Below are 22686 nucleotides of genomic sequence, written 5' to 3'. Positions count from 1 at the left end.
TGGCCCCGTTACTCAGGGTTGTCTGCGAGCGATCTCGCGGCCCGGGCGCAGTGGGCGAGCGCGGCGCGCGCGTACGCGGGCGAGGCACCCGCGAGCCCGCACGACGGGGTGATCACCACGGAATCCGTCAGAATCCCCGGATTCAGCCCCAGCCTGCGCCAAAGCGTCCTGACACCCATGACGCTACCGCCCGGGTCCGACAATCCGCCCGAGGCCGGGTCGGTGCCCGGCACCACCCCGAGGAAGAGCCGGGTGCCGCCCTCGACCGCTTCCCCGATCGCGTCCTCCTCACGCTCGGTGAGCAACGAGAAATCGAACGAGATGCCGTCGGTCCCGGCCCGGCGCAGCAGGGCGAACGGCACGTCGGGGGCGCAGGTGTGCACGACCGTCGCCCCGTCACCGGCCGCCGCCAGGACGTCGCGCAGGGCGCCCTCCACGACCTGACGGTCCACGGCCCGGTAGGTGCGGTAGCCGCTCGCCGTCCTGATCTGCCCGCGCAGGACGCTCGTCAGTGACGGCTCGTCGAGCTGGAGGATCACCTCGGCGCCGGGGATCCTGCGCCGTACCTCCGCGAGATGGGTACGCAGCCCTTCCGTCAGGGAGCCCGCGAGGTCGCGGCAGGCTCCGGGGTCGCCGAGCGCGGACTCGCCGCCCCGCCGTTCCAGCGAGGCGGCCAGCGTCCAGGGACCGACGGCCTGGACCTTGAGCGGTCCCTCGTACCCCTGGGTGAACTCCTCCAGCGCGTCGAGGTCCTCACCGAGCCAGGACCGGGCCCGGCGGGTGTCGCGCCCGGGCCGGTCGCTGATCCGCCAGCCGCTGGGCTCGACGTGGCCGTACAGGTCGACGAGCAGCCCGATGGTCCGCCCGATCATGTCGGCGCCGGGCCCTCGGGCCGGCAGTTCGGCCAGATACGGCAGGCCCTCACCGTCCCCGAAGGAGCCGGTGACGGTCTTCGCCGCCTCCCGTGCGTCTCCCCCGGGCATGGAACCGATTCCGGTGGCCGGGCACCGGCTGAACTTGCTCTTCTCGCTCACACGGGAAGCCTAAGGCCGTGCCCGGCCCGTCCGGTCGGCGGCCGTCGAGGGCGGCCGGGCGGCACGGTGGTGGCGGTACCCGGTCCGTCCGGTCGGAGCCGCCCTGACCGTCCGGTCGGAGCCGCCCTGGGCCGGACGGGACGGCGGCGGTCAGCGTCCGGGGCGGACCGTGAGGTCGTTGACCTCGGCGTCGCGCGGCAGGTCGAGGGCCATCAGGATCGTTTCGGCCACCGACTCCGGATCGATCCAGCGCGAGGGGTCGTACTCCTTGCCCTCCTGCTGGTGGACCTTGGCCTGCATGGGGCTGGCGGTGCGGCCCGGGTAGACGGAGGTCACCCGGACGCCGTTCGCGTGCTCCTCCTGGCGCAGGGAGTCGGCAAGCGCCTTCAGGCCGTGCTTGCTCGCGGCGTACGCGCTCCAGTCGGCATGGGCCGCGAGGCCGGCGCCCGAGTTCACGAAGACCACCTGGCCCTGGGCGACCCGCAGCTGCGGCAGGAAGAGCCGGGTCAGCTCGGCGGGCGCGACGAGGTTGGTGTTGAGCTGGAAATGCCATGCCTTGGGCGTGAGGTCACCGACCCGGCCGAGTTCGACGACGCCCGCCACGTGCAGGAGCGAGTCGATCCGCTCCGGCACCGGCTGCTGGGCGAACGCCCAGGAGAGCCGGTCCGGGTTGGAGAGGTCACCGACGAGCGTCCGGGCACCGGGGTGCAGCGCGGCCAGCTCCTTCGCGCGGCCGGCGTCACGGGCCAGCAGCACGGTCTCGTCACCGCGCTCCAGCAGACGACGGGTGACAGCTGCGCCGATACCGGAGCCGGCGCCGGTGATGACATGAGTGGACATCCCGCCATGATCGCACCCGGCGCCGCGTCACCGGAGGCCGGACCACTCCTCCAGGTGGGCGAGGGCGCCCACGCCGTCCTTCGCGAAGAACACCAGGTCGCTCAGCGGGAGGGGCAGGAAGCCCTCGTCCTCCATGCGCTGGAACTGCTGGCGCAGCCCGTCGTAGAACCCCGCCGTGTTGAGCAGGACCACCGGCTTGTCGTGCTTGCCGTGCTTCTTCAGCTCCAGGATCTCGGTCGCCTCGTCGAGCGTCCCGGTGCCTCCCACCATGATCACGATCGCGTCGGCCTTCTCCAGGAGGAGCGCCTTCCGCTCGGCGAGGTCGCGTGCGATCACCATCTCGTCCGCGTCGGTGCGCGCCTTCGCGGCCAGGAAGTCGACCGAGACCCCGACCAGCCGTCCGCCCGCTTCCTGCACCCCGTCGGCGACGACCTTCATCAAGCCGCTCTCCGACCCACCCCAGACCAGGGTGTGTCCGCCCCGGCCGAGCAGTTCGGCGAACTCGCGGGCGGGCTGGGTGTAGCGGTCGTCGAGATCGGCAGCGGAGAGGAAAACGCAGATATTCATTCTGCAACCGTACGGGCCACCACCCACATTCCGGACTCCCAGGTCGAGAACCAGCCACGCCATGCCGAAAAGGGGAAGAAATCGGCACGTGCCGGGGCTTAATGAGACATGACTTCCACACAAGGCCACGTCATCACCGTCGAACCCGGTACCGAGCACGTACGTGTGGTGCACAGCGGGCAGGTGCTGGCCGAGAGCCGGCGCCCGGTCGTCCTGCGCGAGACGGGCTGTCCGGACCGCTACTACCTGCCGCCCGAGGACGTCCGTACGGATCTGCTGACGGCCTCGGACACCCGCACCCACTGCCCGTTCAAGGGCGACGCCTCCTACTGGTCACTGCCGGACGCCGCAGATCTCGTCTGGGCGTACCCCGAGCCCAAGCCCGAAGTAGCCGCGATCAAGGACCACTTCTGCTTCTACGACACCGAGAAGGTCTCCGACTGATCGTCAATCACCGTGACGGCCTGGGGATTTAAAGACATCTCACATATCTCCCGGTCGCGGCGATGACTTTTCGGCGCCGTCGCAGTCCACCTTCACATGGACAAGACTCTCTCCCGCGACGGCGCCTCGATCGCGTACCGGCGCCGGGGCGACGGACCGCCGGTGATCCTGGTCGGCGGGGCACTGAGCACGGCGGTGACCGAGGCCCCGCTGGCGCGCCTCCTCGCACCGCACTTCGAAGCCGTCACGTACGACAGACGCGGTCGCGGCTCCAGTGGCGAGGGCGGGCCGTACGCGGTGGCCCGTGAGATCGAGGACCTGGGCGCGCTGGTCGCCGCCGTGGGCGGCCGGGCGTCGGTGTTCGGCGTGGGCGCGGGCGGGGCGCTGGCCCTGGAGGCCCGGGCTGCCGGGCTCCCCGTCGACCTGGTGGCGGTGTACCAGCCGCCGTACACCCCCGGGGCCTCGGGGGCGCAGTTCAAGACCTGTTCCACGGCCCGCCTGCACCGGCTGCTGTCCGCCGGGGACCGGGACGGGGCCGTGGAGCTGTTCCTGTCCGTGACGGGCGTCCCGACCGACATGATCGCCCGGATGCGACGTGCACCGATGTGGCCCGGTCTGGTGTCGCTGGCGCACACGCTGGCGTATGACGACGCCCTGCTCGGCGACGGCTCGATCCCGGCCGAGCGGTTCGCGTCCGTGACGGCGCGCACGCTGGTGGTCTGCGGCGGTTCCAGCCCCGCCCCGGCCCGGCTGGCGACCCGCGCCCTCGCCGACGCGATCCCGCGCGCCCGCCACCGCACCCTGACGGGTCAGACACGCGAACTGGCACCGCAGGCGATCGCCCCGGTCCTGACCGAGTTCTTCGGCACGGACCTGTACGCGGGGCGAGTGGCCTGAACCCACGGTCCACCCGCACGGCCACGCCCGTACAGGGGTCGGACGTGACCGGGCGGGGGGGGCCAGTGCGAGCGTCGCAGGGCCGTATCCCCTGGTAAGGGGTGGGGCCTGTCGTTCGGACCCGGGGCGCCGCGGCGCCCCGGCGGTCAGCCGGCTACCGCGGTCTCCCGCCGCACCGTCGTCGCGATCGTCGCCGAGCCGACCACCCTGGTGCCGTCGTACAGCACGACCGCCTGGCCGGGGGCCACGCCGCGTACCGGCTCGGTGAAGGTGACGTGCAGCGTGCCGTCCAGCAGCTCTGCCGTCACCTCGGTCTCGCCGCCGTGGGCGCGGAGCTGGGCGGTGTACGTGCCGGGGCCGGACGGGGCCGTGCCGCACCAGCGGGGCCTGATGGCGGTGAGCGCGGTGACGTCGAGGGACTCGGCCGGGCCGACCGTCACCGTGTTGTTCACCGGGGAGATGTCCAGGACGTAGCGCGGCTTGCCGTCGGGCGCGGGGTGGCCGATGCGCAGGCCCTTGCGCTGGCCGATGGTGAAGCCGAAGGCGCCTTCGTGGGTGCCGACCTTCGTGCCGGACTCGTCGAGGATGTCGCCCTCCGCCTTGCCGCCGAGGCGGTCCGCCAGGAAGCCCTGGGTGTCGCCGTCGGCGATGAAGCAGATGTCGTGGCTGTCGGGCTTCTTGGCCACGGCGAGGCCCCGTCGCTCGGCCTCGGCCCGGATCTCGTCCTTGGTGGTGAGGGTGTCGCCGAGCGGGAACATCGCGTGGGCGAGCTGCTTCTCGTCGAGGACACCGAGGACGTACGACTGGTCCTTGGCCATGTCGGAGGCGCGGTGCAGCTCGCGGCTGCCGTCCTCGTTCAGCACGACGGTGGCGTAGTGGCCGGTGCACACGGCGTCGAAGCCGAGCGCGAGGGCCTTGTCGAGCAGCGCGGCGAACTTGATCTTCTCGTTGCAGCGCAGGCAGGGGTTGGGGGTGCGCCCGGCCTCGTACTCGGCGATGAAGTCGTCCACGACGTCCTCGCGGAAGCGTTCCGCGAGGTCCCAGACGTAGAACGGGATGCCGATGACATCCGCGGCGCGACGGGCGTCGCGGGAGTCCTCGATCGTGCAACAGCCCCGCGCTCCGGTGCGGAAGGACTGCGGGTTCGCGGAGAGGGCGAGGTGCACACCGGTCACGTCGTGGCCCGCCTCGGCGGCGCGGGCCGCGGCGACGGCGGAGTCGACACCGCCCGACATGGCGGCGAGCACACGGAGGGGGCGCTGGGAAGTCTGAGTCATAGCCCCACCAGAGTACGGGCACAGCCCCGCCGAAGTGCGGGGCGCCGGGAACCGAACGCCCGCGGGCGAGCGTTGTGGATCACATGGGCACCAAGGGGACAGCGGGCGCCGAGGGGTCCGCGGGGGCGAAGTCCGGGATCGGCATCAGTCGCCGCGGGCTGCTGATCGGCGCTGCCGTCACGGCCGCGGGTACGGCGGTGCTGGCCCGGGAGAAGCTGGAGCGTGCCTGGTGGCGGCTGCCCGGGGTGGACAAGCCGCGCACGCCGGGCGCGGTGGACTACGCGCGGGCCGAGTGGATAGCGGCCTCCTCGGCGAACTGGCGGCGGGCCGACCGCCCCGCCGACTACCGGATCGACCGGGTCGTCGTCCATGTCACCCAGGGCAGCTACGGGAGTGCGGTGAAGGTCTTCCAGGACCCGGGGCACGGAGCGGCGGCGCATTATGTGGTGCGCAAGGACGGTCATGTGGCGCAGATGATCCGTGAGCTGGATGTGGCGTTCCACGCGGGCAACAGGTCGTACAACGAGCGCAGTGTCGGAATCGAGCACGAGGGGTTCGTCGACCGTCCGCAGGACTTCACGGCGGCGATGTACGCGGCGTCGGCGCGCCTGACAGCGGCGATATGCGGGCGGTACGGCATGCCGGTCGACCGCGAGCACATCGTCGGGCATGTGGAGGTGCCGGGTACGGACCACACCGATCCGGGGACGCACTGGGACTGGGACCGGTATCTGAAGCTGGTCCGGGCGGCGGATCCGGGACCGTCAGGCGCTTGAGGAAGTCCTCCGAAGGAAGTTCTCCGCGCCTGCCGGACGGAGTGGAACCCTTCGGCGGGCTTGAGCCGGTCAACGGGCCTGATCCGCTCGACGGCTCGACGTGGAAGATCCGCTCGACGGGTCCGGTCCCGTCTCAGCTGAGGCCCGCCGTCCGTGCCCGCTTCACCGCCGGTCCGATCGCGCGGGCCACCTCGTCGACGTCCTGCTTGGTGGAGGTGTGGCCGAGCGAGAAGCGCAGGGTGCCGCGGGCCAGGTCCGGGTCGGTGCCGGTGGCCAGCAGGACGTGGCTCGGCTGGGCGATCCCCGCGGTGCACGCGGAGCCCGTGGAGCATTCGATGCCCTGCGCGTCCAGCAGCAGGAGCAGGGAGTCGCCCTCGCAGCCGGGGAAGGTGAAGTGGGCGTTGGCGGGAAGCCGGCCGCCCGGGGCGGGGTCGCCGCCGAGAACGGCGTCGGGGACGGCCGCCAGCACGGCTGCGACCAGATCGTCACGGAGACCGCCGATCTCGCGGGCGAACTCCTCGTACCCGTCGGCGGCCAGCCGTCCCGCGAGAGCGAAGGCGGCGATGGCGGGCACGTCGAGGGTGCCCGAGCGGACGTGCCGCTCCTGGCCACCGCCGTGGAGCACGGGTACGGGGGTGTACTCGCGACCGAGCAGCAGCGCACCGATGCCGAACGGTCCGCCGATCTTGTGCGCACTGACCGTCATCGCGGCGAGCCCGGACCGGGCGAAGTCGACCTCCAGCTGCCCGAACGCCTGCACCGCGTCGGCGTGCATCGGCACATCGAACTCACGGGCCACGTCCGCCAGTTCGCGGACGGGCATGATCGTGCCGATCTCGTTGTTCGCCCACATCACGGTGACCAGTGCGACATCGTCGGGGTTGCGGAGGATCGCCTCGCGCAGTACGTCCGGGTGGACACGCCCGTGCTGGTCGACCGGGAGGTATTCGACGTTCGCGCCCTCGTGCTCCGCGAGCCAGTCGACGGCGTCCAGCACCGCGTGGTGCTCGACGGGACTGGCCAGCACCCGGGTGCGGTGGGGGTCGGCGGCCCGGCGGGCCCAGTACAGGCCCTTCACCGCGAGGTTGTCGGCCTCGGTGCCTCCGGAGGTGAAGACCACCTCGCTGGGGCGTGCGCCGAGGGCGTCGGCGAGAGTCTCTCTCGACTCCTCGACGGTACGGCGCGCCCGGCGGCCGGCGGCGTGCAGGGAGGACGCGTTACCGGTGACGGCGAGCTGGGCGGTCATCGCCGAGATCGCCTCCGGAAGCATCGGCGTGGTCGCGGCGTGGTCGAGGTAAGCCATGGTGGGCTCGATTCTACGAGCCCGCGGCGGGGCGTATGGCGGGCGCATCACAGCCCGACCCCCGCGCACCGGCTACGCCACCCCGTCGCCCGCCCTGATCCGGAGCCCGATCCGGTCACGGACGGCGTCGGCGGCGGCCGGCGCAGGCGGTGCGTACGGGCCATCGGCGCGGGCCGCACGTGTCGGCCGAGCGTGTCGGCCCCGGTCAGCCGACGGCGTTCCAGGAGACGGTCCCGCTGCCGGTGACCAGCAGGGCCAGCACCACGAGGTCGGCGATGCCCAGGGCGAGTCCGAGGCAGGCACGGCCGCGGCGGGAGGTGGAACGCGCCAGAGCGATGATCGCCATGACGATGGCCGCGGGGCCGAGCAGGAGGTTCATCACCAGCAGGCCGACGAGCCCGAGCACGAAGGAGGCGACGGCCAGTCCGTCGGCGTCCCGGGTGCGGCCCGGGCGGCTCACGGGCCGGGTTCCGGCGGCGGCTTCGACGGCGGCTCCGCTACCGGCCTCGGTGGGGAGCTCCGTCCTGGCACCGGGTCCGGTGCCGGGTCCGGCGTGCGTCCCGTTGCCGGCACCCGCCTCCGTAGCGGGGCGGCGGATGGATGCGCCGAGTGTCATGGTGCGGACCCCTTCGGATCGTTGGTCGTCGGATCGATGGCCGTCGGATCGATGGCCGCGGGCATGATCGGATCGGAGAACAGATCGGCGGCCGGGTCAGCCATTGGATCGGCCGTCGGATCGGCACCGGTCGGCAGTCAACGGGACCTGCGCCGCACACCCGTCCGCTCCCGCACGGCGAAGATCAGCAGCCAGCAGCCAATCAGGGCGGCGAGTACGAACGACAGCGGGAGCGGAATCTGGACCACCGCTCCGAGCACGACCCCGAGCAGGAGCAGGGCGGCGACGAGGACGATCATGTTCAGCCTTTCTGCGGGCTCTCCACGGAACTTTGAGAGCACAACTGTCCACTGACCACTCAGTCTAGACCGGCCACCCCTTCCGCACCTCAGAGAACAGTTGTTTACTGAATGGCATGAGTCACACCGTCGGTATCCGCCAGACCCAGAAGCTGAGAACCCGTCAGGCACTGCTGGACGCCGCACTCGGACTCCTCGAACACCAGAGCCTCAGCAGCCTGGGGCTGCGCGAGGTGACCCGGGCCGCGGGCGTCACGCCCACCGCCTTCTACCGGCACTTCGACGACACCGCCGCCCTCGGCGTGGCGCTCGTCGAGGAGACGCTGGGGAGCCTGCACGGAATGATCGGCGCGATGCTCGCCGAGACCGGCGACAGCGAGGAACGGCTGGACCGCAGCGTGGAGCTGATCGCGCGCCATGTCGGCGCACAGCCCGGCCACTTCCGCTTCATCGCCCGCGAACAGCACGGCGGAGTGGGCCCGGTTCGCGAGGCGATAGCGGCCCAGCTGCGGCGATTCGCCGAGGAGGTGGCATCGGCGCTCGCCGAGGAGCCGCAGTCCCGGGGCTGGAGCCGGGAGGACCTGCTGATGCTGGGCGGCCTCTATGTCGACCACATGGTGACCACCGCCTCGGCGCTGCTGGACGCGGGGCCGGACGGCGAGCGGCAGGTCACCGAAGTGGCCCGCCGCCGGCTGAGGCTGGTCACCCTCGGCAGACGGCACTGGCTGGACAGCACGGACGCCTGAGCTGCCCGGCTGAGGTCAGCCCGCCTTGCCCCGCGCGCCCGGCCGGACGGCACGGACGCCTGAGGGCTGCCCGGATCAGGCCCGTCCACCTTGCCCCGCGCCCCGGGCCAGTGGGTCCACCTTGCCCCGCGCCCCGGGCCAGTGAGTCCGCCTTGCCCCGCACCCCGGTCCAGTGCCCCTCCCGGAACTAGCCGAGCGTCAGTGGGCGGACGGTGAGGATCTGCTCGGCGTGGCCGACGGGGCCGTTGATGTCGTGAAGAACGCTGCTGGTGAGCCCTTGTCCGGAAGGGCCGAAGGTGACGGTGGTGTCCAGTCCGGTCCAGGGGCCCTGGGGCGGGCGGTGCAGGTGGATCGTCAGGTCGACGTTGGGGAACATCCACTCCGTGGGGTCCTGCTGCACCGCGATGCCGTTGGCGGTGTCCACGAGGGCGATGTAGGAGGCGAGTGGGCTGCTGGGCTCGCCGGCGACCAGGTCGAGCCGGGTGGAGACCCAGGCGGTCGCGCGGCCCCTGCGGCCCGGTGGCATCCGTCGGACGTCGATGGACGCGATGTAGCCGCCGTTCCACACGTCGCTCATCGCCCACGGCGCGAGGACCTCGGGGGCGGGGAGGGGGTCGTGCGGGGTGTCGGCCACGGCTGAGGTGTCCAGGGAGGCCAGGAGCCAGGCACGGGCGCGGACGACCGGACGGTCACCGATGCTCAGGACAGCTTCGAGGAGTTCGATGGTCCGGCCGGGGCGGACCGTCTTGACCTCGATCTCGCACTCGTCCAGGGCGAGGGGCCCGAGGATGTCGTAGCTGATCCGGGCGGGCGTCAGGCTGCTGCCGGGGCGTTGAGCGAGGTGGCGGTCGAGCGCGTGGACGATGAGGCCGGCGAGTGGGCTGAAGTGCTGCTCGTCGGTGTTCCATGCGCCCCCCGCATGGGCCGTGGGCTTGTAGCGGTGCTCGCCCGTGCGCTCGTAGTAGCTCTCGCGCGCCGCGGTGCCGTTGGTCACGGGACGGATCTCCTTAGAGGGAACAGGGAGGTGCGGGGGGACGGCTGCGACGGCCGCGCCCATGCCCGTGACCAGGATCGTAGGCGGCCGAGCAGCCCGCGCGCCGCAGCCGTGACACATCCCACAACCGGTCCGCCCGGCACACGGGGGCGGGCTCGGGCACCCGCTTCGGCGCAGTCGGCGCTGCCCCCTCGCCGCACCGCGCGATGCACCGCGTCCGACGCCGCGCGCTCATCCACCAGGGACCGCGGAACAGCCCTCAGGAGCGCGGCGCCCGGGCCAGTTGGCGGGACTGGGCCACCAGCCGGTCCGCACTGTCCCAGACGTCCGCATCCTCCTCCAGGAAGCCGCCCGCGAGGTTGCGGGTGGTGATGGAGACGCGCAGCGGGCCGGGGGCCGGGCGGCAGCGGATGTGGGCGGTGAGTTCGATCGTCGGCGTCCAGCCCTTGAGTCCCAGCTCGAACGAGGTGGGCGGCAGCGCGTCGACGGCGAGCAGCAGCGAGAGCGGGTCGGCGTCGCGGCCGTCCGCGAGACCGAACCAGCCGCGCATCTCGCCCTTGCCGGAGGGGGCGCCGACGGCCCAGCCGACCGTCGCCGGGTCGATCCTGATGTCGAGCCGCTCGGTGATGGCCGAGCTCCCCGCGATCGGGGCGGGGCCGTCGCTCGTGCCGAGGCAGTGCTCCAGCGGCGGCATGGCCGGCGGCTTCGCCACGGTGCGGACCTCGTCGGACAGCTTGTCCAGGTCGCCGTACGTGCCGATGACACGGATGCGTTCGATCTCGGAGCCGTCCTCCGCGAACTGATGGAGGGACGCCTGACCGGTGGAGAGGGTGCGGCCCGAGCGGGCGACCTGGGTCCGGATCACCGCGGGACCGGGGACGGATGCGGTGAGGTAGTGCGCGGAGACCGAGAAGGGGTCCTGGTGCGGCAGGGCCTCGCCGAGCGCACGGCCGAGCATGGCCAGCAGGTAGCCGCCGTTGACGGCCTCAAGGATGGTCCATCCCGCCGAGAGTTCGGCGTCGTACACGCCGCCCCCGCGAGGGGTGACCGCGGTGTCGCGGTCGAACTCGCTGTCCCCGATGGTTGCCCGCGCGGTCCGTGCCGTCCGCTCTGCTGCCTGTGCCATGCGGCGCACAGTACAGTAATTGTATTACTGAGCGGTAGCTTTTTTGTGGCCGGAAGATGTCCGCGCGGATGTCCGGGGCCGTGGTGCCGATGGGAGCCTGGTCAGGTGGCCGGGGGCCCCTCCTCGGCCGTCGCCGAGCGCCGGTTGTAGGCGCGCGGGGCCCGCAGGTGGTAGCGCATCGAGAGCAGCCGCAGCGCGAAGGCCAGGATGGCCGCCGCGCCGCTGGTGAAGGCGTTGAGCACCTCGAAGCGGATGCACAGCACGATCATGGCGGCGCCGACGATCGCGGGCACCGCGTACAGGTCGCGGTCCCAGCGCAGCAGCGACGGCACCTCGTTGGCCAGTACGTCGCGCAGCACACCGCCGCCCACCGCGGTGGCCAGCCCCAGGGCCGCCGAAGCCGTGAGGCCGAGCCCGTAGTCGTACGCCTTCACCGTGCCCGTGACGCAGAACAGTCCGAGGCCGGCCGCGTCGAAGACATTGACTCCCACCTGGATCCGCTCGACCTGCGGGTGCAGGAAGAACACCAGGCCGGCGGCGAGGAGCGGGGTGGTGAAGTAGCCGAGGTCCGTGAACGCCGCGGGCGGGACCGCCCCGATGACGACGTCACGGAACAGCCCCCCGCCCAGCGCTGTCACCTCGGCGAGTACCGCGATGCCGAAGACATCGAAGTTCTTGCGTACGGCGAGCAGAGCGCCGGAGATCGCGAAGACGAAGATTCCGGCGATGTCGAGCGCATGCTGGACGGAGGGCGTGAACAGTTCGTTGAGCACCGGGCAATTGTGCCGGTACTACTCCTTCGGGTTGTCCTCCGACGTATCGGACGACGCGACGCCGTTCTCCGGCGTCTCCGACGGCGCGGTGCCGTTCTCTGCCTCACCGGACGACGCGGCACCGCTCTCCGGCGCTTCCGACGGCGCGGCACCGTCGTCCGGCTCCTGTCCCGCACCGGCGTCCGGCTTCGACACGTCGACGATCTCGATCGCCTCGCGCGCCTCGGCCGTCACGGTCTCGCCGGGCGCCTGGTCGGGGGCGTTCTCCGGATGGTGGCAGGCGACCTGGTGCCCGGTCTTCAGCGCGGCCAGCGGCGGTTCCTGCGTCGTGCAGATCTCCGTCGCCTTCCAGCACCGGGTGTGGAAGCGGCAGCCGCTGGGCGGGGCGATCGGCGACGGCACGTCGCCCTTCAGCAGGATGCGCTCGCTCTTGACCGAACGGCGCTTCGGGTCCGGGATCGGGACCGCCGAGAGCAGCGCCTTGGTGTACGGGTGCATCGGCGCCTTGTAGAGCGACTCGCGGTCGGCCAGCTCCACGATCTTGCCGAGGTACATCACCGCGATCCGGTCGGAGACGTGCCGGACGACCGAGAGGTCATGCGCGATGATCACGTACGTCAGGCCCAGTTCCGCCTGGAGGTCGTCGAGGAGGTTCACGACCTGCGCCTGGATCGAGACGTCCAGCGCCGACACCGGCTCGTCCGCCACGACCAGCCTCGGGTTGAGCGCGAGCGCGCGGGCGATACCGATGCGCTGGCGCTGGCCGCCGGAGAACTCGTGCGGGTAGCGGTTGTAGTGCTCGGGGTTGAGGCCCACGACCTCCAGCAGCCGCTGCACCTCCTTCTTGACGCCGCCCTCGGGCTTGACGCCCTGGAGCTTGAAGGGGGCGCCCACGATCGTGCCGATCGTGTGCCGGGGGTTCAGCGAGGAGTACGGGTCCTGGAAGATCATCTGCATGTCGCGGCGCATCGGGCGCATGGCGCCGACGCCGAGGTGCGTGATGTCCCGCCCCTCGAACTCGATCTTCCCCGCGGTGGGTTCGAGCAGCCGGGTGATCAGCCGGCCCATCGTCGACTTCCCGCAGCCGGACTCCCCGACGACGCCCAGGGTCTCGCCGGAGCGCACCTCGAAGTCGATCCCGTCGACGGCCTTCACGGCACCGGCGCTGCGCTGCAGCAGCCCCGCCTTGAGGGGGAAGTGCTTCTGCAGCCCGGTCACCCTGAGCAGCACCTCGCGGGAGGCGGTACCCTCGGCCGCCGCGCCGCTCCCGGCAGACCTCTGCCCCGGAACCGGAACGTCCACGGCCGCCCCGCTCGCCACGGTCTCGTCCCCGCTCGTCAGCGCCTTGTCCTCGCTCGTCACGGCCTTGTCCTCGCTCACAGCTTGGGCGCAATCTCTTCGGTCCAGATACGCTCCCGCTGCTCCTGCGACATGTGGCAGGCCGCCCAGTGCCGGCTGCCGACCTCCTGCAGCTCGGGCCGTACGGTGCGGGTCACGTCGTCCTTGGGCACGTCCGCGTACCGGCAGCGCGGGTTGAAGGCGCAGCCCGACGGGATGTTGATGAGCGACGGCGGAGAGCCCTTGACCGGGATGAGCCGGTCGGTCTGGTCGCGGTCGAGACGCGGCATCGAGCCCAGCAGACCCCAGGTGTAGGGGTGCCGGGGCTCGTAGAACACCTTCTCGGCCGGTCCGCGCTCGACGCAGCGCCCGCCGTACATCACGAGGATGTCGTCGGCGAGCTCGGCCACGACGCCCAGGTCGTGGGTGATGATGACGACCGCGGAGCCGAACTCCTTCTGCAGGTCCCGGATCAGGTCGAGGATCTGCGCCTGGACGGTCACGTCCAGGGCGGTCGTCGGTTCGTCGGCGATCAGCAGCTCGGGGTTGTTGACCAGCGACATGGCGATCATCGCGCGCTGACGCATGCCGCCGGAGAACTCGTGCGGGTAGCTGTCGACGCGCTTGTCGGGTTGCGGGATGCCGACCCGGTCGAGCATCTCGACCGCGCGCTTGCGGGCGGTCTTCCGGTCCACGTCGTGGTGGACCCGGTACGCCTCCACGATCTGCTTGCCGATCGTGTAGTACGGGTGCAGCGCGGACAGCGGGTCCTGGAAGATCATGGCCATGTCGCGCCCGCGCAGCGCGCGCACCTCGTCGGGGTCCGCGGACAGCAGTTCCCTGCCGTTCAGCCAGATCTCGCCGGAGACCTGTGCCTTGCGCTTGCCGTACTGGCCCACGGTGTGCAGGCCCATGATGCCCAGCGACGTGACGGACTTGCCGGAGCCGGACTCGCCGACGATACCGAGGGTCTTGCCCTTCTCCAGCTGGAAGCTGAGCCCGTCGACGGACTTGACCAGTCCGTCGTCGGTCGGGAAGTGCACCTTGAGGTCGCGCACTTCGAGGAAGGCGGTCGGAGCGGGCGAGTCGGCCGGGGCGGGTTCGCCCAGCGCGGCGCCGCTCTTGTGCAGTTCGGTCATCCCAGCCTCACTCGCGGGTCGATGACGGCGTACAGGATGTCGACGAGGAGGTTGGCGACGGCGATCGCGAGAGCCGCGAACAGGGTGACGCCGAGGATCACGGGCAGGTCCTTGTTGCTGATGGCCTGGACGGCCGCGAGCCCGAGCCCCGGCAGGTTGAACGTGGACTCCGTGAGGACGGCGCCGCCGAGGAGCGCGCCGATGTCGAGGCCGAAGACCGTGAGGATCGGCGTCATCGCGGACCGCAGGGCGTGCCGGGTGATGACGGCGCCCTCACCCAGCCCCTTGGAGCGGGCGGTGCGGATGTAGTCCTCGCCGAGCACTTCGAGCATGGTGGCCCTGGTGAGCCGGGCGTACATCGCGGCGTTCAGGAAGGCGAGCACGATCCACGGCAGGATCAGTGTCTGGAACCAGGTGCCGACGCTGTCGTCCGTGGAGAGGTTGTCAGCGATCTTCACCCAGCCGAAGTTGTGCACGAACAGGCCCATCGCGACCATGCCGGTGAAGAAGATCGGCAGGGAGACGCCGGCCAGGGCGGTGGTCATCGCGGCGCGGTCCCAGATGCTGCCGCGCCGCAGCGCGGACACCACACCGGTGGCGACGCCGCCGAGGAGCCACAGGACGCAGGCACCGGCGGCGAGCCCACCGGTGACGGGCAGAGCGTCCTTCAGCGTGGTCCAGACCGGCACTTCCGTGCGGAAGGAGTAGCCGAAGCAGGGCGCGGCGCAGTGGGTGACGTCGTCACCGTTCGCGTAGTCGCGCCCCATCGGGATGCCCTTGACGAAGTCCCAGAACTGGACGAGGAGGGGGTCATCGAGACCCAGTTTGATCCGGATGCCCGCGAGCTGCTCGGCACCGGATGCCTTGCCGGCGAAGAGGACGGCGACGTCCTGACCCGCCCACTTGGGCAGCATGAAGAAGATGGTGAACGTCGCGAGCAGGACGACGAGCACCATGATGACTACGGCGAACAGGCGCCGGATGAGATAAGCAAGCACTGTGCGCGGCCCGGCGGTGGCCGGGAACCCCTTGTGGGGGCTCCCGGCCACCGCCCCGGCCATCACCTGCCCTTCGGACTGGCGGGTTTCGGCGGCGGTGGGGCAGTCAACCGGATTGACTGCGAATGCTGTTGGCTACAGCGATTACTTGACGACGCCGAGCGAGACGTAGTCGTAACGGCCGTTGAAGGCGTCGGACATGTAGGCGTTCGTCAGCCGGTCGCCGCGCCAGGTGATGTTCTTCTCGTAGATGAAGGGCATCCAGTCGGCCTGGTCGAGGATCCGCTTGTCGAGGGCCTTGTAGATCTCGCCGGCCTTGGCCGGGTCGGTCTCCGCGATCGCATCGTCGAAGAGCTGGTCGATCTGCGGGTCCTTGAGCTGCGACTCGTTGTAGTTACCGGTCTCCGAGAGGAACCGGCTGTCCCACAGCGGCTGGCCGAAGCCCTGGCCGGACGGGAAGTCCGGGCCCCAGCCGCTCATCGTCATGCCGTAGCCGCGCTTCTTCACGACAGCCGGGGAACCGGTGATGCTGGATGCCTCGGCGCCGTCGATCGAGTCGACCTCGATCTTGATGCCGACCTTGCCGAGCTGCTCCTGGAGCGCCTCGGCGGTGTCGACCTCGCCCGGGTTGTTGGTACGGGCGGTGATCTTGGTGGAGAAGCCGTTCGGCTGGCCGCAGGCCTTCAGCTCTTCCTTGGCCTTGGCCGCGTCCGGCTTGCCCTTGCGGGCGAGAACGCCGTACGGGTCGTAGTCGCTGTGACCCTTGATGGAGGCCGGAAGCGTGCTGTTGGCGATCGCACCACCGGCGATCTCGCCACCGCGGGTCTGCTGCAGGCCCGCGAAGTCCGTGGCGTAGAAGACGGCCTTGCGGCAGTGGACGTCGTCCAGCGGCTTGGCCGTGTGGACGAGCGCGACGTAGCGGACGAAGGACGTCTGCATGTTGTCGACGCTGCCCTTGTGGTCCTGGACGGCGGTGACGCGGCCGGACTGGGTCATGCCGGTGCCGTTGAGGTCGACGTCGTAGTCGCCCTCCATCAGCTTCTTGTCGTTCTCCTCCAGGTTGGCGGAGATCGTCACGGTGACCTTGTCCGGCAGCGCGGCGCGCACCGAGTCCGAGGACTTCTGCCACTTGTCGTTGCGCACGAGCACGATGCTCTTGCCCGGCTTGTACGACTCGAACTTGTACGGGCCCGAGGAGAACGGCCGCTGGGTGTACTTCGCCTTGGTGTCCTCGGACGCCTTCACGGGCGAACCGGTCGGCATGGCGAGGAACTGCTCGAAGTCACCGTTGGGCTTGGGCAACTTGAAGACGACGGTGGTGTCGTCGGGCGTCTCGATCGCCTTCAGGCCGAGCTTGTCCGCAGACGTGTCCTTGTAGGGGCCCTTGTACTCGCCCTTGGGGTCGAGCGTCTGCTTCAGGTACTGCGGGCCACCGGTGATGGTGTCCGTCGCCCAGATGCGCTCGATGCCGTACTTGACGTCCTTGGACGTCACCGGGGAGCCGTCCTCCCAGGTGACGCCGGGGCGCAGCTTGTACGTGTACGTCTTGCCGCCGTCCGAGATCACACCGGGGCCGGTGGCGAGGTCGCCGACCAGCTTGGTGGAGGCCGCACCCGGCTTGGCGTCGTACGTGACCAGCTGGCGGGTGTAGAAGCGCATGAAGTCCCAGGCCATGCCGTAATAGGAGCGCTGGGGGTCGGCGGAGTCGAGGTCCTGCTTGCCGATCATCTTCAGCGTTCCACCCTTTGCGGTGGAAGGGTTGGCGACCTTGTCGAACGCCGCGTTGAAGCCGGCGGCCTTCGCCTTGCTCCCACCGCCGCTGTCGCCGTCGTCGTCGCCGCCGCACGCCGTGGTGGTCATCAGCGCCGCGACCACGAGGGCCGCACCAGCGGTGAGCCGTCGTTTCGAGGTAACTGTGGACATTTTCTCGTAACCTCCGAGATCGCGGTCCCAGGCCGTTGCTTGCCTCAGAACCATGGGAAGAGCCACCTGACAGTGCGGCAGGGGCAAGTCGTGGGCTATCGGGTTCCCTTGGGGTCCAGGGCGTCGCGCAGCCCGTCCCCGAAGAGGTTGAAGGCCAGTACGGTGATGAAGATCGTCACGCCGGGGAAGACCATGAACATCGGGTCGTGCTCGTACGTCTCCAGGGCGTCGCGCAGCATGCCTCCCCAGGAGGCCGTGGGCGGCCGGACACCGGCGCCGAGGAAGCTGAGGGCCGCTTCGGTCAGGATGTTGGTCGGGATCATGAGCGTCGCGTAGACGGTGATCGGCGCCACCAGGTTCGGCAGCAGTTCGCGGAAGAGGATGTGCGTCCGCCCGCCACCGAGGCTGCGCGCCGCTTCCACGTATTCGCGTTCGCGCAGCGAGAGCGTCTGGCCGCGGACGATGCGGCCCACGTAGGGCCAGCCGAAGAAGCCGATGACGGCGACGAGTACGGCGATGCGCACCCCGCTGCCGGTGAGGCCCAGCAGGTCGTCGGGGAGGACGGAGACGAGGGAGATGATGAAGAGGAGCTGCGGGAAGGACAGCAGCACGTCCATCACCCGGCTGATCAGCGCGTCCACCCAGCCGCCGAAGTAGCCTGCGACGATCCCGAAGAGCGTGCCGAGCGCCACCGCGACCAGGGCCGCCAGGAACGCCACGAGCAGCGAGATCCGGGCACCGTAGACGATCCGGCTGAAGACGTCGCGCCCCTTGTTGGGCTCGACGCCGAAGAGGAAGTCGCCGCTCACGCCACCGAGGGAGCCCGTGGGGAGATTGGTCAGCGGATCGAGCTTGTCCTGGTGGAAATCGTTCGGCGGGTGTCCCAGCAGACCCACGATCAGGGGCGCGAAGACGGCCACCACGATCAGGGCGAGGACAACGATGCCACCCGTCAGAGCGACCTTGTCCTGCTTGAGGCGATTCCAGGCGATCTGCTTGAGGGAACGCCCCTCGACCTTCTTCACCCCGGAGTCGGCTGCGGGACCGCCGGTCGCGATCGGGTCCGCTTCCGTGCTCGGCTCGTGCAGTGGTGCCGTCATCGTGGCAAGGACCCCTCTCAACCGGCGGTGGCCGGGCCGAACTGGCCGCTGTAGCGGCTCGATCAGTCAGTCGTACGCAGAGGCGGCAAGACGCCCTTGCTGCGGGAGTCTTCATTGCGGTCGCGCGCCGTAGCCATACCGTCAGGCGAATGGATGCCTAACCGTGATGCGGTCAGCAGTGTTCCGTTATCCGGACGCATGTGAACGCCCGTCGAACACTGGTCAGTTGAGGCGGAAAGTGGGCAGGCTCATGGATTCACGCCGTTTTCACCACAGAGACACCAGCACGGAAATGCCGGACATGGAGGGTCCGGGACCGGCGTGCCCGCACGGGCGCACATGGATCAGCCGTGCGGAACGGGATGTGCGGCAGCATTCCGGAAGTCGGTTGCGTACAGCGGCATTTCGGGCAACGGGAACGGGTGACTACGCTTCCGGCACCGTCAGTACGCGCCCTGCGGCGGCGGATAGCCGTAGCCCGCCGCCGGGGCGTGGGCCTCGCGGTCGTAGAACGGGCGGGAGTTGGCGCGCAGCCACATCGCGACCGGGTCGTACTCGTCGGACATCGCGACGGTGGAGACGGGCAGCCCCTCCGGGACCGCGCCGATCGACTGCTGCATCATCGCGCGCACCGCGTCCACCGACGGCTGGCTCGTGTCGTAGAGGTCGAGACCGATGGCGAGGTACGGGACGCCGAGCGCGGGCTGCACCCAGGCGCGACGCAACGAGCGGATCGCGGGGGTGTGATGGGCGTTCTGGGTGAGGAGGGCGTAGAACTGCGGGATCTCGATGGCCGGCTCGGTGAGCCGGAGCGGGCCCGCGGGCATCCGGTCGAGGCCGGTGGCGATCCGGCGCAGGTCCAGCCAGGGGATGCCGACGCCGCCGCCGGGGGCGTGCGGATTGAGCCAGATGCCCCAGCGGTCGGGGAACAGGGCTCGGGCGATGTCGCGGCCGGTGACGAGTTCGTGGGCCCGGTTCCAGCCACTGGCGGAGAGCTCCTGGGCGGAGGTCACGCAGGGGGCGTAGCCGAGGCCGTCGACCTCCATGTTCCCGTACTGGGCGTCGGGCGAGCCCGCCCGGCCGTGCCAGAGGAGCATCCAGACCCGGTCGTTCGCGAGGGCTTGCAGCAGTGCCTCGTACGCGTCGTAGCGCCCGGGCGTCACTTGGCGCAGCATGTGCTCGACCTGCCCGGCCGCCGCGGTGCCTGACGCACTCACCTGGTCCCGCCCCTCATCGATCCACTGTTCGGCCCGCCGCTCCGGGGCACACGGATGCGGCATGGTGCCGTGGCATCAGCCATCAAACCAGCTTATGCGCCGGTCCTGACACCGACTTGACGCCATGGGTCGGCGTGGTGGTCCACTCCGCGGGCGTCCGCGTGGTACCGGCCGCTACGGGGCCGCGCGCCGGTAGAACGGCCGGAGCTTCTCCCGCATCCAGTCGCCGACCGGGTCCTGTGCCACATCGAGCAGGACCAGATTGACCGGCCAGGGCACCTCGACGCGGCCGAGTGCGCGGCCGAGGGCGTCCATCGGGGCGTTGCGCCCGGCGCCCTCCCAGGTGGAGAACTCGACGCCGATGAAGAGGACGGGGTCGCCGCCCTCGATGCTGGCCAGTGCCCTGCGGGCGGTGAGCACGACACCGCTCTCCTCGAATTCGCCGGCTGCCGCGGCGAGGAAGTCGACGGGCTCCTCCTGCCAGGCCGGTTCGTACAGCCGGACCCGGCCTCCGGTGGTCGGTCCGTCCAGCGGGGTGCGTCCGGTGCGGCAGAGTTCGGCCACGGCGGGGGGCGGCAGCGGCAGGCCGACGGCTCCGCCCGGGTTCACCGCGATGCCGAGCTGCGGAGGCAGGCCGCGGGCGAAGTCGCGGGCGGGCGCGACGGTGAAGGACATGTGCCTGCCGACGCAGCTGAAGAACTGCTGTTCGGAGCTGAACACGGGGACGAAGGCGGCTCCCTCGATCTCCATCGTGGGCAGGTCCAGGTCGGGGGAGTCGGGTGCGCCGCCGTTGGGCAGGGGCACCCAGACGTGGCTCCGTCCGAGCACCTCGACGAGCCGTCCGCCCGCCTCCGGGACGCCCACCGAGGCCGCCAGGACCTCTTCGAGCTCATTGGCCGGCCATCCGCTCTGCGGATGGGACTGGACCTGTGCCGGAATGTCCACTGCTTCCCCTTCTTGCCCGAGCCTTCCGGCAGAAGGTTAACGTCCGTCCGCCGGACCCTCCGGGCGCTCGCCGTCGCCGGGCGCATGCCATACGTCCGCGAAGGCGATCACGTCCAGCTTCGCCGCCGCCGTCCGGTCCAGGAGGACCGCCGAGGCGCAGCCGAGCGGCAGCAGGCCGGTCCCGGTGTTCCGCAGCAGTCTCCCCACCGCTCTGCGGTGCCGGGCGAAGGCGTATCCGGAGACGCCTCGTCCACGCTCCCGCTGCCCCTCTCGCGCCGTCCGCGCCGGGACGTCGAGCAGGACGAGGTGGAGAACGCGGCCCCGGCGTCGTGCGTCACGGGCCAGCCAGCCGCGTACCCACGCCTGGGTTCCGCAGTCGTGGACGACGAGGGACGCTCCGGAGCGCAGGGCCCGCCACAGTCCCCAGTAGTGGGCGGCGCGGACGAGCGGCCGGTAGAGGGCGTACGGGAGTAACCGGGGCATCAGTCGCGCCCAGCGCTCCCGGGTGTCCTGGGAGTCGATGGCGCGGGCCGTCGTGACCGCCCTGCGGATGAGCGTCGACTTGCCGCTTCCCGGCAGCCCGGAGACCACCACCACATCGCCCGCCGCGAAACGCAGGGCGCGCGGGCTGCGACCGGACCGGTCCCGCAGATCCCGTACGACGGGCGCGTGCGCGCCGAGTGCTTCCGCGACCGGGGCCCCCGGTCGTGCGGGACTCGCGTCGTGCGCGACCCCCACCGTCGTCGCGTACCGCTGCAACGTCATCGCCCTCCCCCTCGCCTCGCCCCACGTATGCCCATGAAGTGTAAAGAAAAGGTAATGCGGCACAACCGTCCACGCCGCCGAATTCCGGTCAGGGACCGGGGCCCCACTCCGGCGCGATGCATGCGATGATGGCCCGGCCAACTGCATAAAGGCCGCTTGAATCCGCGCGGGAGAGTCCCGGTCACTGCCTGTGCCGGGCGCCGAAGGAGCAAGTTCCTCCCTTGAATCTCTCAGGCCCCGTACCGCGTGGATGAGGCAGATCTGAAAAGCGGGCCGCTCCGCGGCTCCACCCAAGGTGCAAGCCGATCCCTTCGGGGCTCTCGGCGAACCTCTCAGGTTCCGATGACAGATGGGGAGGGATCGTCCTCGTCGTCATGCCCTGGGAGCCACATCCATGAGCACTGCCCCCCGTCTCACCGCCCTCGACGCGCTGCACCGTTCGCTGGGCGCGACCATGACCGACTTCGCGGGCTGGGACATGCCCCTGCGCTACGCCAGTGAGCGCGACGAGCACCACGCGGTCCGCACCAGGGCCGGTCTCTTCGACCTGTCGCACATGGGCGAGATCACCGTCACCGGACCCGAGGCCGCCGCGTTCCTGGATTTCGCGCTGGTCGGCAACATCGGGACCGTCGCCGTGGGCCGCGCCCGCTACACGATGATCTGCGCCGAGGACGGCGGCATCCTCGACGACCTGATCGTCTACCGCCTCGGTGACGCCGCGGCCCCCGAGTACCTGGTCGTCGCCAACGCGGGGAACGCCCGGACGGTGCTGGACGCGCTGACCGCGCGGGCCGACGGCTTCGACGCCGAGGTGCGCGACGACCGCGACGCGTACGCCCTGCTCGCCGTCCAGGGCCCCGAGTCCCCCGCCATCCTGGCCTCCGTCACCGACGCCGACCTGAATGGCCTGAAGTACTACGCCGGTCTGCCCGGCACGGTCGCCGGTGTGCCCGCGCTCATCGCCCGTACCGGTTACACCGGCGAGGACGGCTTCGAACTGTTCGTCGCCCCCGAGCACGCCGAGCGCCTGTGGAAGGCCCTCACCGAGGCGGGCGCCTCCCACGGCCTGGTCCCGTGCGGTCTCTCCTGCCGCGACACGCTGCGCCTGGAGGCCGGCATGCCGCTCTACGGGCACGAGCTGACCACCGAGCTGACGCCGTTCGACGCGGGTCTGGGCCGGGTCGTGAAGTTCGAGAAGGAGGGCGACTTCGTCGGCCGCAAGGCCCTGCAGGCCGCCGCCGAGCGCGCCGAGACCGCTCCGCCCCGCAAGCTGGTCGGGCTGATCGCCGAGGGCCGGCGGGTACCGCGTGCCGGTTTCTCCGTCGTCGCCGGGGGCGAGGTCGTCGGCAGTGTCACCTCGGGCGCCCCGTCGCCCACCCTGGGCAGGCCGATCGCCCTCGCGTACGTGGACGCCGCGCACGCCACGCCCGGCACCGAGGGCGTCGGAGTGGACATCCGGGGCAGCCACGAGCCGTACGAGGTCGTGGCACTGCCCTTCTACAAGCGCCGGAAGTGAAGTCCCCGCATCCCGGAAGTGACGCAGTCGCGTCTCACACCGTAAGACCA

23 protein-coding genes and 1 riboswitch are annotated in these 22686 nt (G+C 70.8%); of the genes, 5 read left to right on the top strand and 18 right to left on the bottom strand.

Annotated features, from left to right (window positions below; translation table 11 throughout):
• Window positions 1-8 precede the first annotated feature (8 nt).
• The 3 genes from ACFVUT_RS23960 to ACFVUT_RS23950 all read right to left on the bottom strand — a co-directional run bounded on the left by ACFVUT_RS23960 (window position 9) and on the right by ACFVUT_RS23950 (window position 2441).
• Window positions 9-1034, bottom strand: coding sequence for a methionine synthase (locus tag ACFVUT_RS23960; RefSeq protein ID WP_389656840.1), 1026 nt, complete (start codon window positions 1032-1034; stop codon window positions 9-11).
• A gap of 150 nt (window positions 1035-1184) precedes the next feature.
• Window positions 1185-1874, bottom strand: a complete 690-nt coding sequence (locus ACFVUT_RS23955; RefSeq protein WP_389656837.1) for an SDR family oxidoreductase — start codon at window positions 1872-1874, stop codon at window positions 1185-1187.
• A 27-nt stretch (window positions 1875-1901) separates the two neighbouring features.
• Complete coding sequence (locus tag ACFVUT_RS23950) at window positions 1902-2441, bottom strand: TIGR00730 family Rossman fold protein (protein ID WP_389656834.1); 540 nt, start codon at window positions 2439-2441, stop codon at window positions 1902-1904.
• 108 nt (window positions 2442-2549) lie between these two features.
• Between ACFVUT_RS23950 and ACFVUT_RS23945 the strand changes: the two genes are divergently transcribed.
• Window positions 2550-2885 carry a DUF427 domain-containing protein gene (locus ACFVUT_RS23945; RefSeq protein WP_389656831.1) on the top strand — a complete coding sequence of 112 codons (336 nt, stop codon included), beginning with the start codon at window positions 2550-2552 and terminating at the stop codon, window positions 2883-2885.
• Window positions 2886-2981: 96 nt separating this feature from the next.
• Complete coding sequence (locus ACFVUT_RS23940; protein ID WP_389656828.1) at window positions 2982-3782, top strand: alpha/beta fold hydrolase; 801 nt, start codon at window positions 2982-2984, stop codon at window positions 3780-3782.
• Window positions 3783-3928: 146 nt separating this feature from the next.
• Here ACFVUT_RS23940 and mnmA read toward each other — a convergent pair whose 3' ends face one another.
• Window positions 3929-5059, bottom strand: coding sequence for a tRNA 2-thiouridine(34) synthase MnmA (gene mnmA / locus ACFVUT_RS23935; RefSeq protein WP_389656825.1), 1131 nt, complete (start codon window positions 5057-5059; stop codon window positions 3929-3931).
• 83 nt (window positions 5060-5142) lie between these two features.
• Here mnmA and ACFVUT_RS23930 point away from each other — a divergent pair, with 83 nt between their 5' ends.
• A complete protein-coding gene (locus tag ACFVUT_RS23930; protein WP_389656822.1) occupies window positions 5143-5835 on the top strand; it encodes an N-acetylmuramoyl-L-alanine amidase in 693 nt (230 codons plus the stop codon).
• 133 nt (window positions 5836-5968) lie between these two features.
• Here the strand turns inward: ACFVUT_RS23930 and ACFVUT_RS23925 are convergent, their stop codons facing one another.
• From ACFVUT_RS23925 to ACFVUT_RS23915, 3 genes are all read right to left on the bottom strand, one after another.
• The gene (locus tag ACFVUT_RS23925; protein ID WP_389656819.1) at window positions 5969-7138 is read right to left on the bottom strand and encodes a cysteine desulfurase family protein; all 1170 of its coding nucleotides are present in this window, start codon (window positions 7136-7138) and stop codon (window positions 5969-5971) included.
• 205 nt (window positions 7139-7343) lie between these two features.
• On the bottom strand, window positions 7344-7754 hold the full coding sequence (locus ACFVUT_RS23920; protein WP_389656816.1) for a DUF4190 domain-containing protein: 411 nt from the start codon (window positions 7752-7754) through the stop codon (window positions 7344-7346).
• 137 nt (window positions 7755-7891) lie between these two features.
• Window positions 7892-8053 carry a hypothetical protein gene (locus ACFVUT_RS23915; RefSeq protein ID WP_389656813.1) on the bottom strand — a complete coding sequence of 54 codons (162 nt, stop codon included), beginning with the start codon at window positions 8051-8053 and terminating at the stop codon, window positions 7892-7894.
• A gap of 116 nt (window positions 8054-8169) precedes the next feature.
• On the opposite strand from ACFVUT_RS23915, the gene ACFVUT_RS23910 reads away from it, so the two are divergent.
• Window positions 8170-8799, top strand: a complete 630-nt coding sequence (locus tag ACFVUT_RS23910; RefSeq protein ID WP_389656810.1) for a TetR family transcriptional regulator — start codon at window positions 8170-8172, stop codon at window positions 8797-8799.
• Between the two features lie 187 nt (window positions 8800-8986).
• On the opposite strand, the gene ACFVUT_RS23905 is transcribed toward ACFVUT_RS23910, so the two are convergent.
• The 11 genes from ACFVUT_RS23905 to ACFVUT_RS23855 form a co-directional block, all read right to left on the bottom strand.
• Window positions 8987-9793 (bottom strand): thioesterase family protein, encoded by an 807-nt coding sequence (locus ACFVUT_RS23905; protein ID WP_389656807.1) that lies wholly within the window; start codon window positions 9791-9793, stop codon window positions 8987-8989.
• A 259-nt stretch (window positions 9794-10052) separates the two neighbouring features.
• A complete protein-coding gene (locus tag ACFVUT_RS23900) occupies window positions 10053-10919 on the bottom strand; it encodes a thioesterase family protein (protein WP_389656804.1) in 867 nt (288 codons plus the stop codon).
• A 101-nt stretch (window positions 10920-11020) separates the two neighbouring features.
• Window positions 11021-11692, bottom strand: a complete 672-nt coding sequence (locus ACFVUT_RS23895; protein WP_389656801.1) for a trimeric intracellular cation channel family protein — start codon at window positions 11690-11692, stop codon at window positions 11021-11023.
• A gap of 18 nt (window positions 11693-11710) precedes the next feature.
• Complete coding sequence (locus ACFVUT_RS23890) at window positions 11711-12994, bottom strand: dipeptide ABC transporter ATP-binding protein (protein ID WP_389656975.1); 1284 nt, start codon at window positions 12992-12994, stop codon at window positions 11711-11713.
• A 74-nt stretch (window positions 12995-13068) separates the two neighbouring features.
• On the bottom strand, window positions 13069-14169 hold the full coding sequence (locus ACFVUT_RS23885; protein WP_389656798.1) for an ABC transporter ATP-binding protein: 1101 nt from the start codon (window positions 14167-14169) through the stop codon (window positions 13069-13071).
• The gene (locus ACFVUT_RS23880) at window positions 14166-15167 is read right to left on the bottom strand and encodes an ABC transporter permease (protein WP_389656972.1); all 1002 of its coding nucleotides are present in this window, start codon (window positions 15165-15167) and stop codon (window positions 14166-14168) included. The genes ACFVUT_RS23885 and ACFVUT_RS23880 overlap by 4 nt, the downstream gene beginning before the upstream one ends.
• Window positions 15168-15311: 144 nt before the next feature.
• Window positions 15312-17090, bottom strand: a complete 1779-nt coding sequence (locus ACFVUT_RS23875; RefSeq protein WP_389656795.1) for an ABC transporter substrate-binding protein — start codon at window positions 17088-17090, stop codon at window positions 15312-15314.
• Between the two features lie 95 nt (window positions 17091-17185).
• The gene (locus tag ACFVUT_RS23870; protein WP_389656792.1) at window positions 17186-18190 is read right to left on the bottom strand and encodes an ABC transporter permease; all 1005 of its coding nucleotides are present in this window, start codon (window positions 18188-18190) and stop codon (window positions 17186-17188) included.
• Between the two features lie 443 nt (window positions 18191-18633).
• Window positions 18634-19407, bottom strand: a complete 774-nt coding sequence (locus tag ACFVUT_RS23865; protein WP_389656789.1) for an enhanced serine sensitivity protein SseB C-terminal domain-containing protein — start codon at window positions 19405-19407, stop codon at window positions 18634-18636.
• Between the two features lie 174 nt (window positions 19408-19581).
• Window positions 19582-20352: an enhanced serine sensitivity protein SseB gene (locus ACFVUT_RS23860; RefSeq protein WP_389656786.1), complete on the bottom strand. Its 771-nt coding sequence runs from the start codon at window positions 20350-20352 to the stop codon at window positions 19582-19584.
• 36 nt (window positions 20353-20388) lie between these two features.
• Window positions 20389-21117, bottom strand: a complete 729-nt coding sequence (locus tag ACFVUT_RS23855; protein WP_389656783.1) for an AAA family ATPase — start codon at window positions 21115-21117, stop codon at window positions 20389-20391.
• A gap of 157 nt (window positions 21118-21274) precedes the next feature.
• A riboswitch (glycine riboswitch) is annotated at window positions 21275-21372 on the top strand.
• A 139-nt stretch (window positions 21373-21511) separates the two neighbouring features.
• On the opposite strand from ACFVUT_RS23855, the gene gcvT reads away from it, so the two are divergent.
• A complete protein-coding gene (gcvT, locus tag ACFVUT_RS23850; RefSeq protein ID WP_389656780.1) occupies window positions 21512-22636 on the top strand; it encodes a glycine cleavage system aminomethyltransferase GcvT in 1125 nt (374 codons plus the stop codon).
• The last annotated feature ends 50 nt before the right edge of the window (window positions 22637-22686 follow it).

Source organism: Streptomyces sp. NPDC058051 (genome assembly GCF_042885475.1).
In the GTDB taxonomy this organism is placed as follows: Bacteria; Actinomycetota; Actinomycetes; order Streptomycetales; family Streptomycetaceae; genus Streptomyces.
This window is presented reverse-complemented; position numbering and strand designations above follow the sequence as displayed.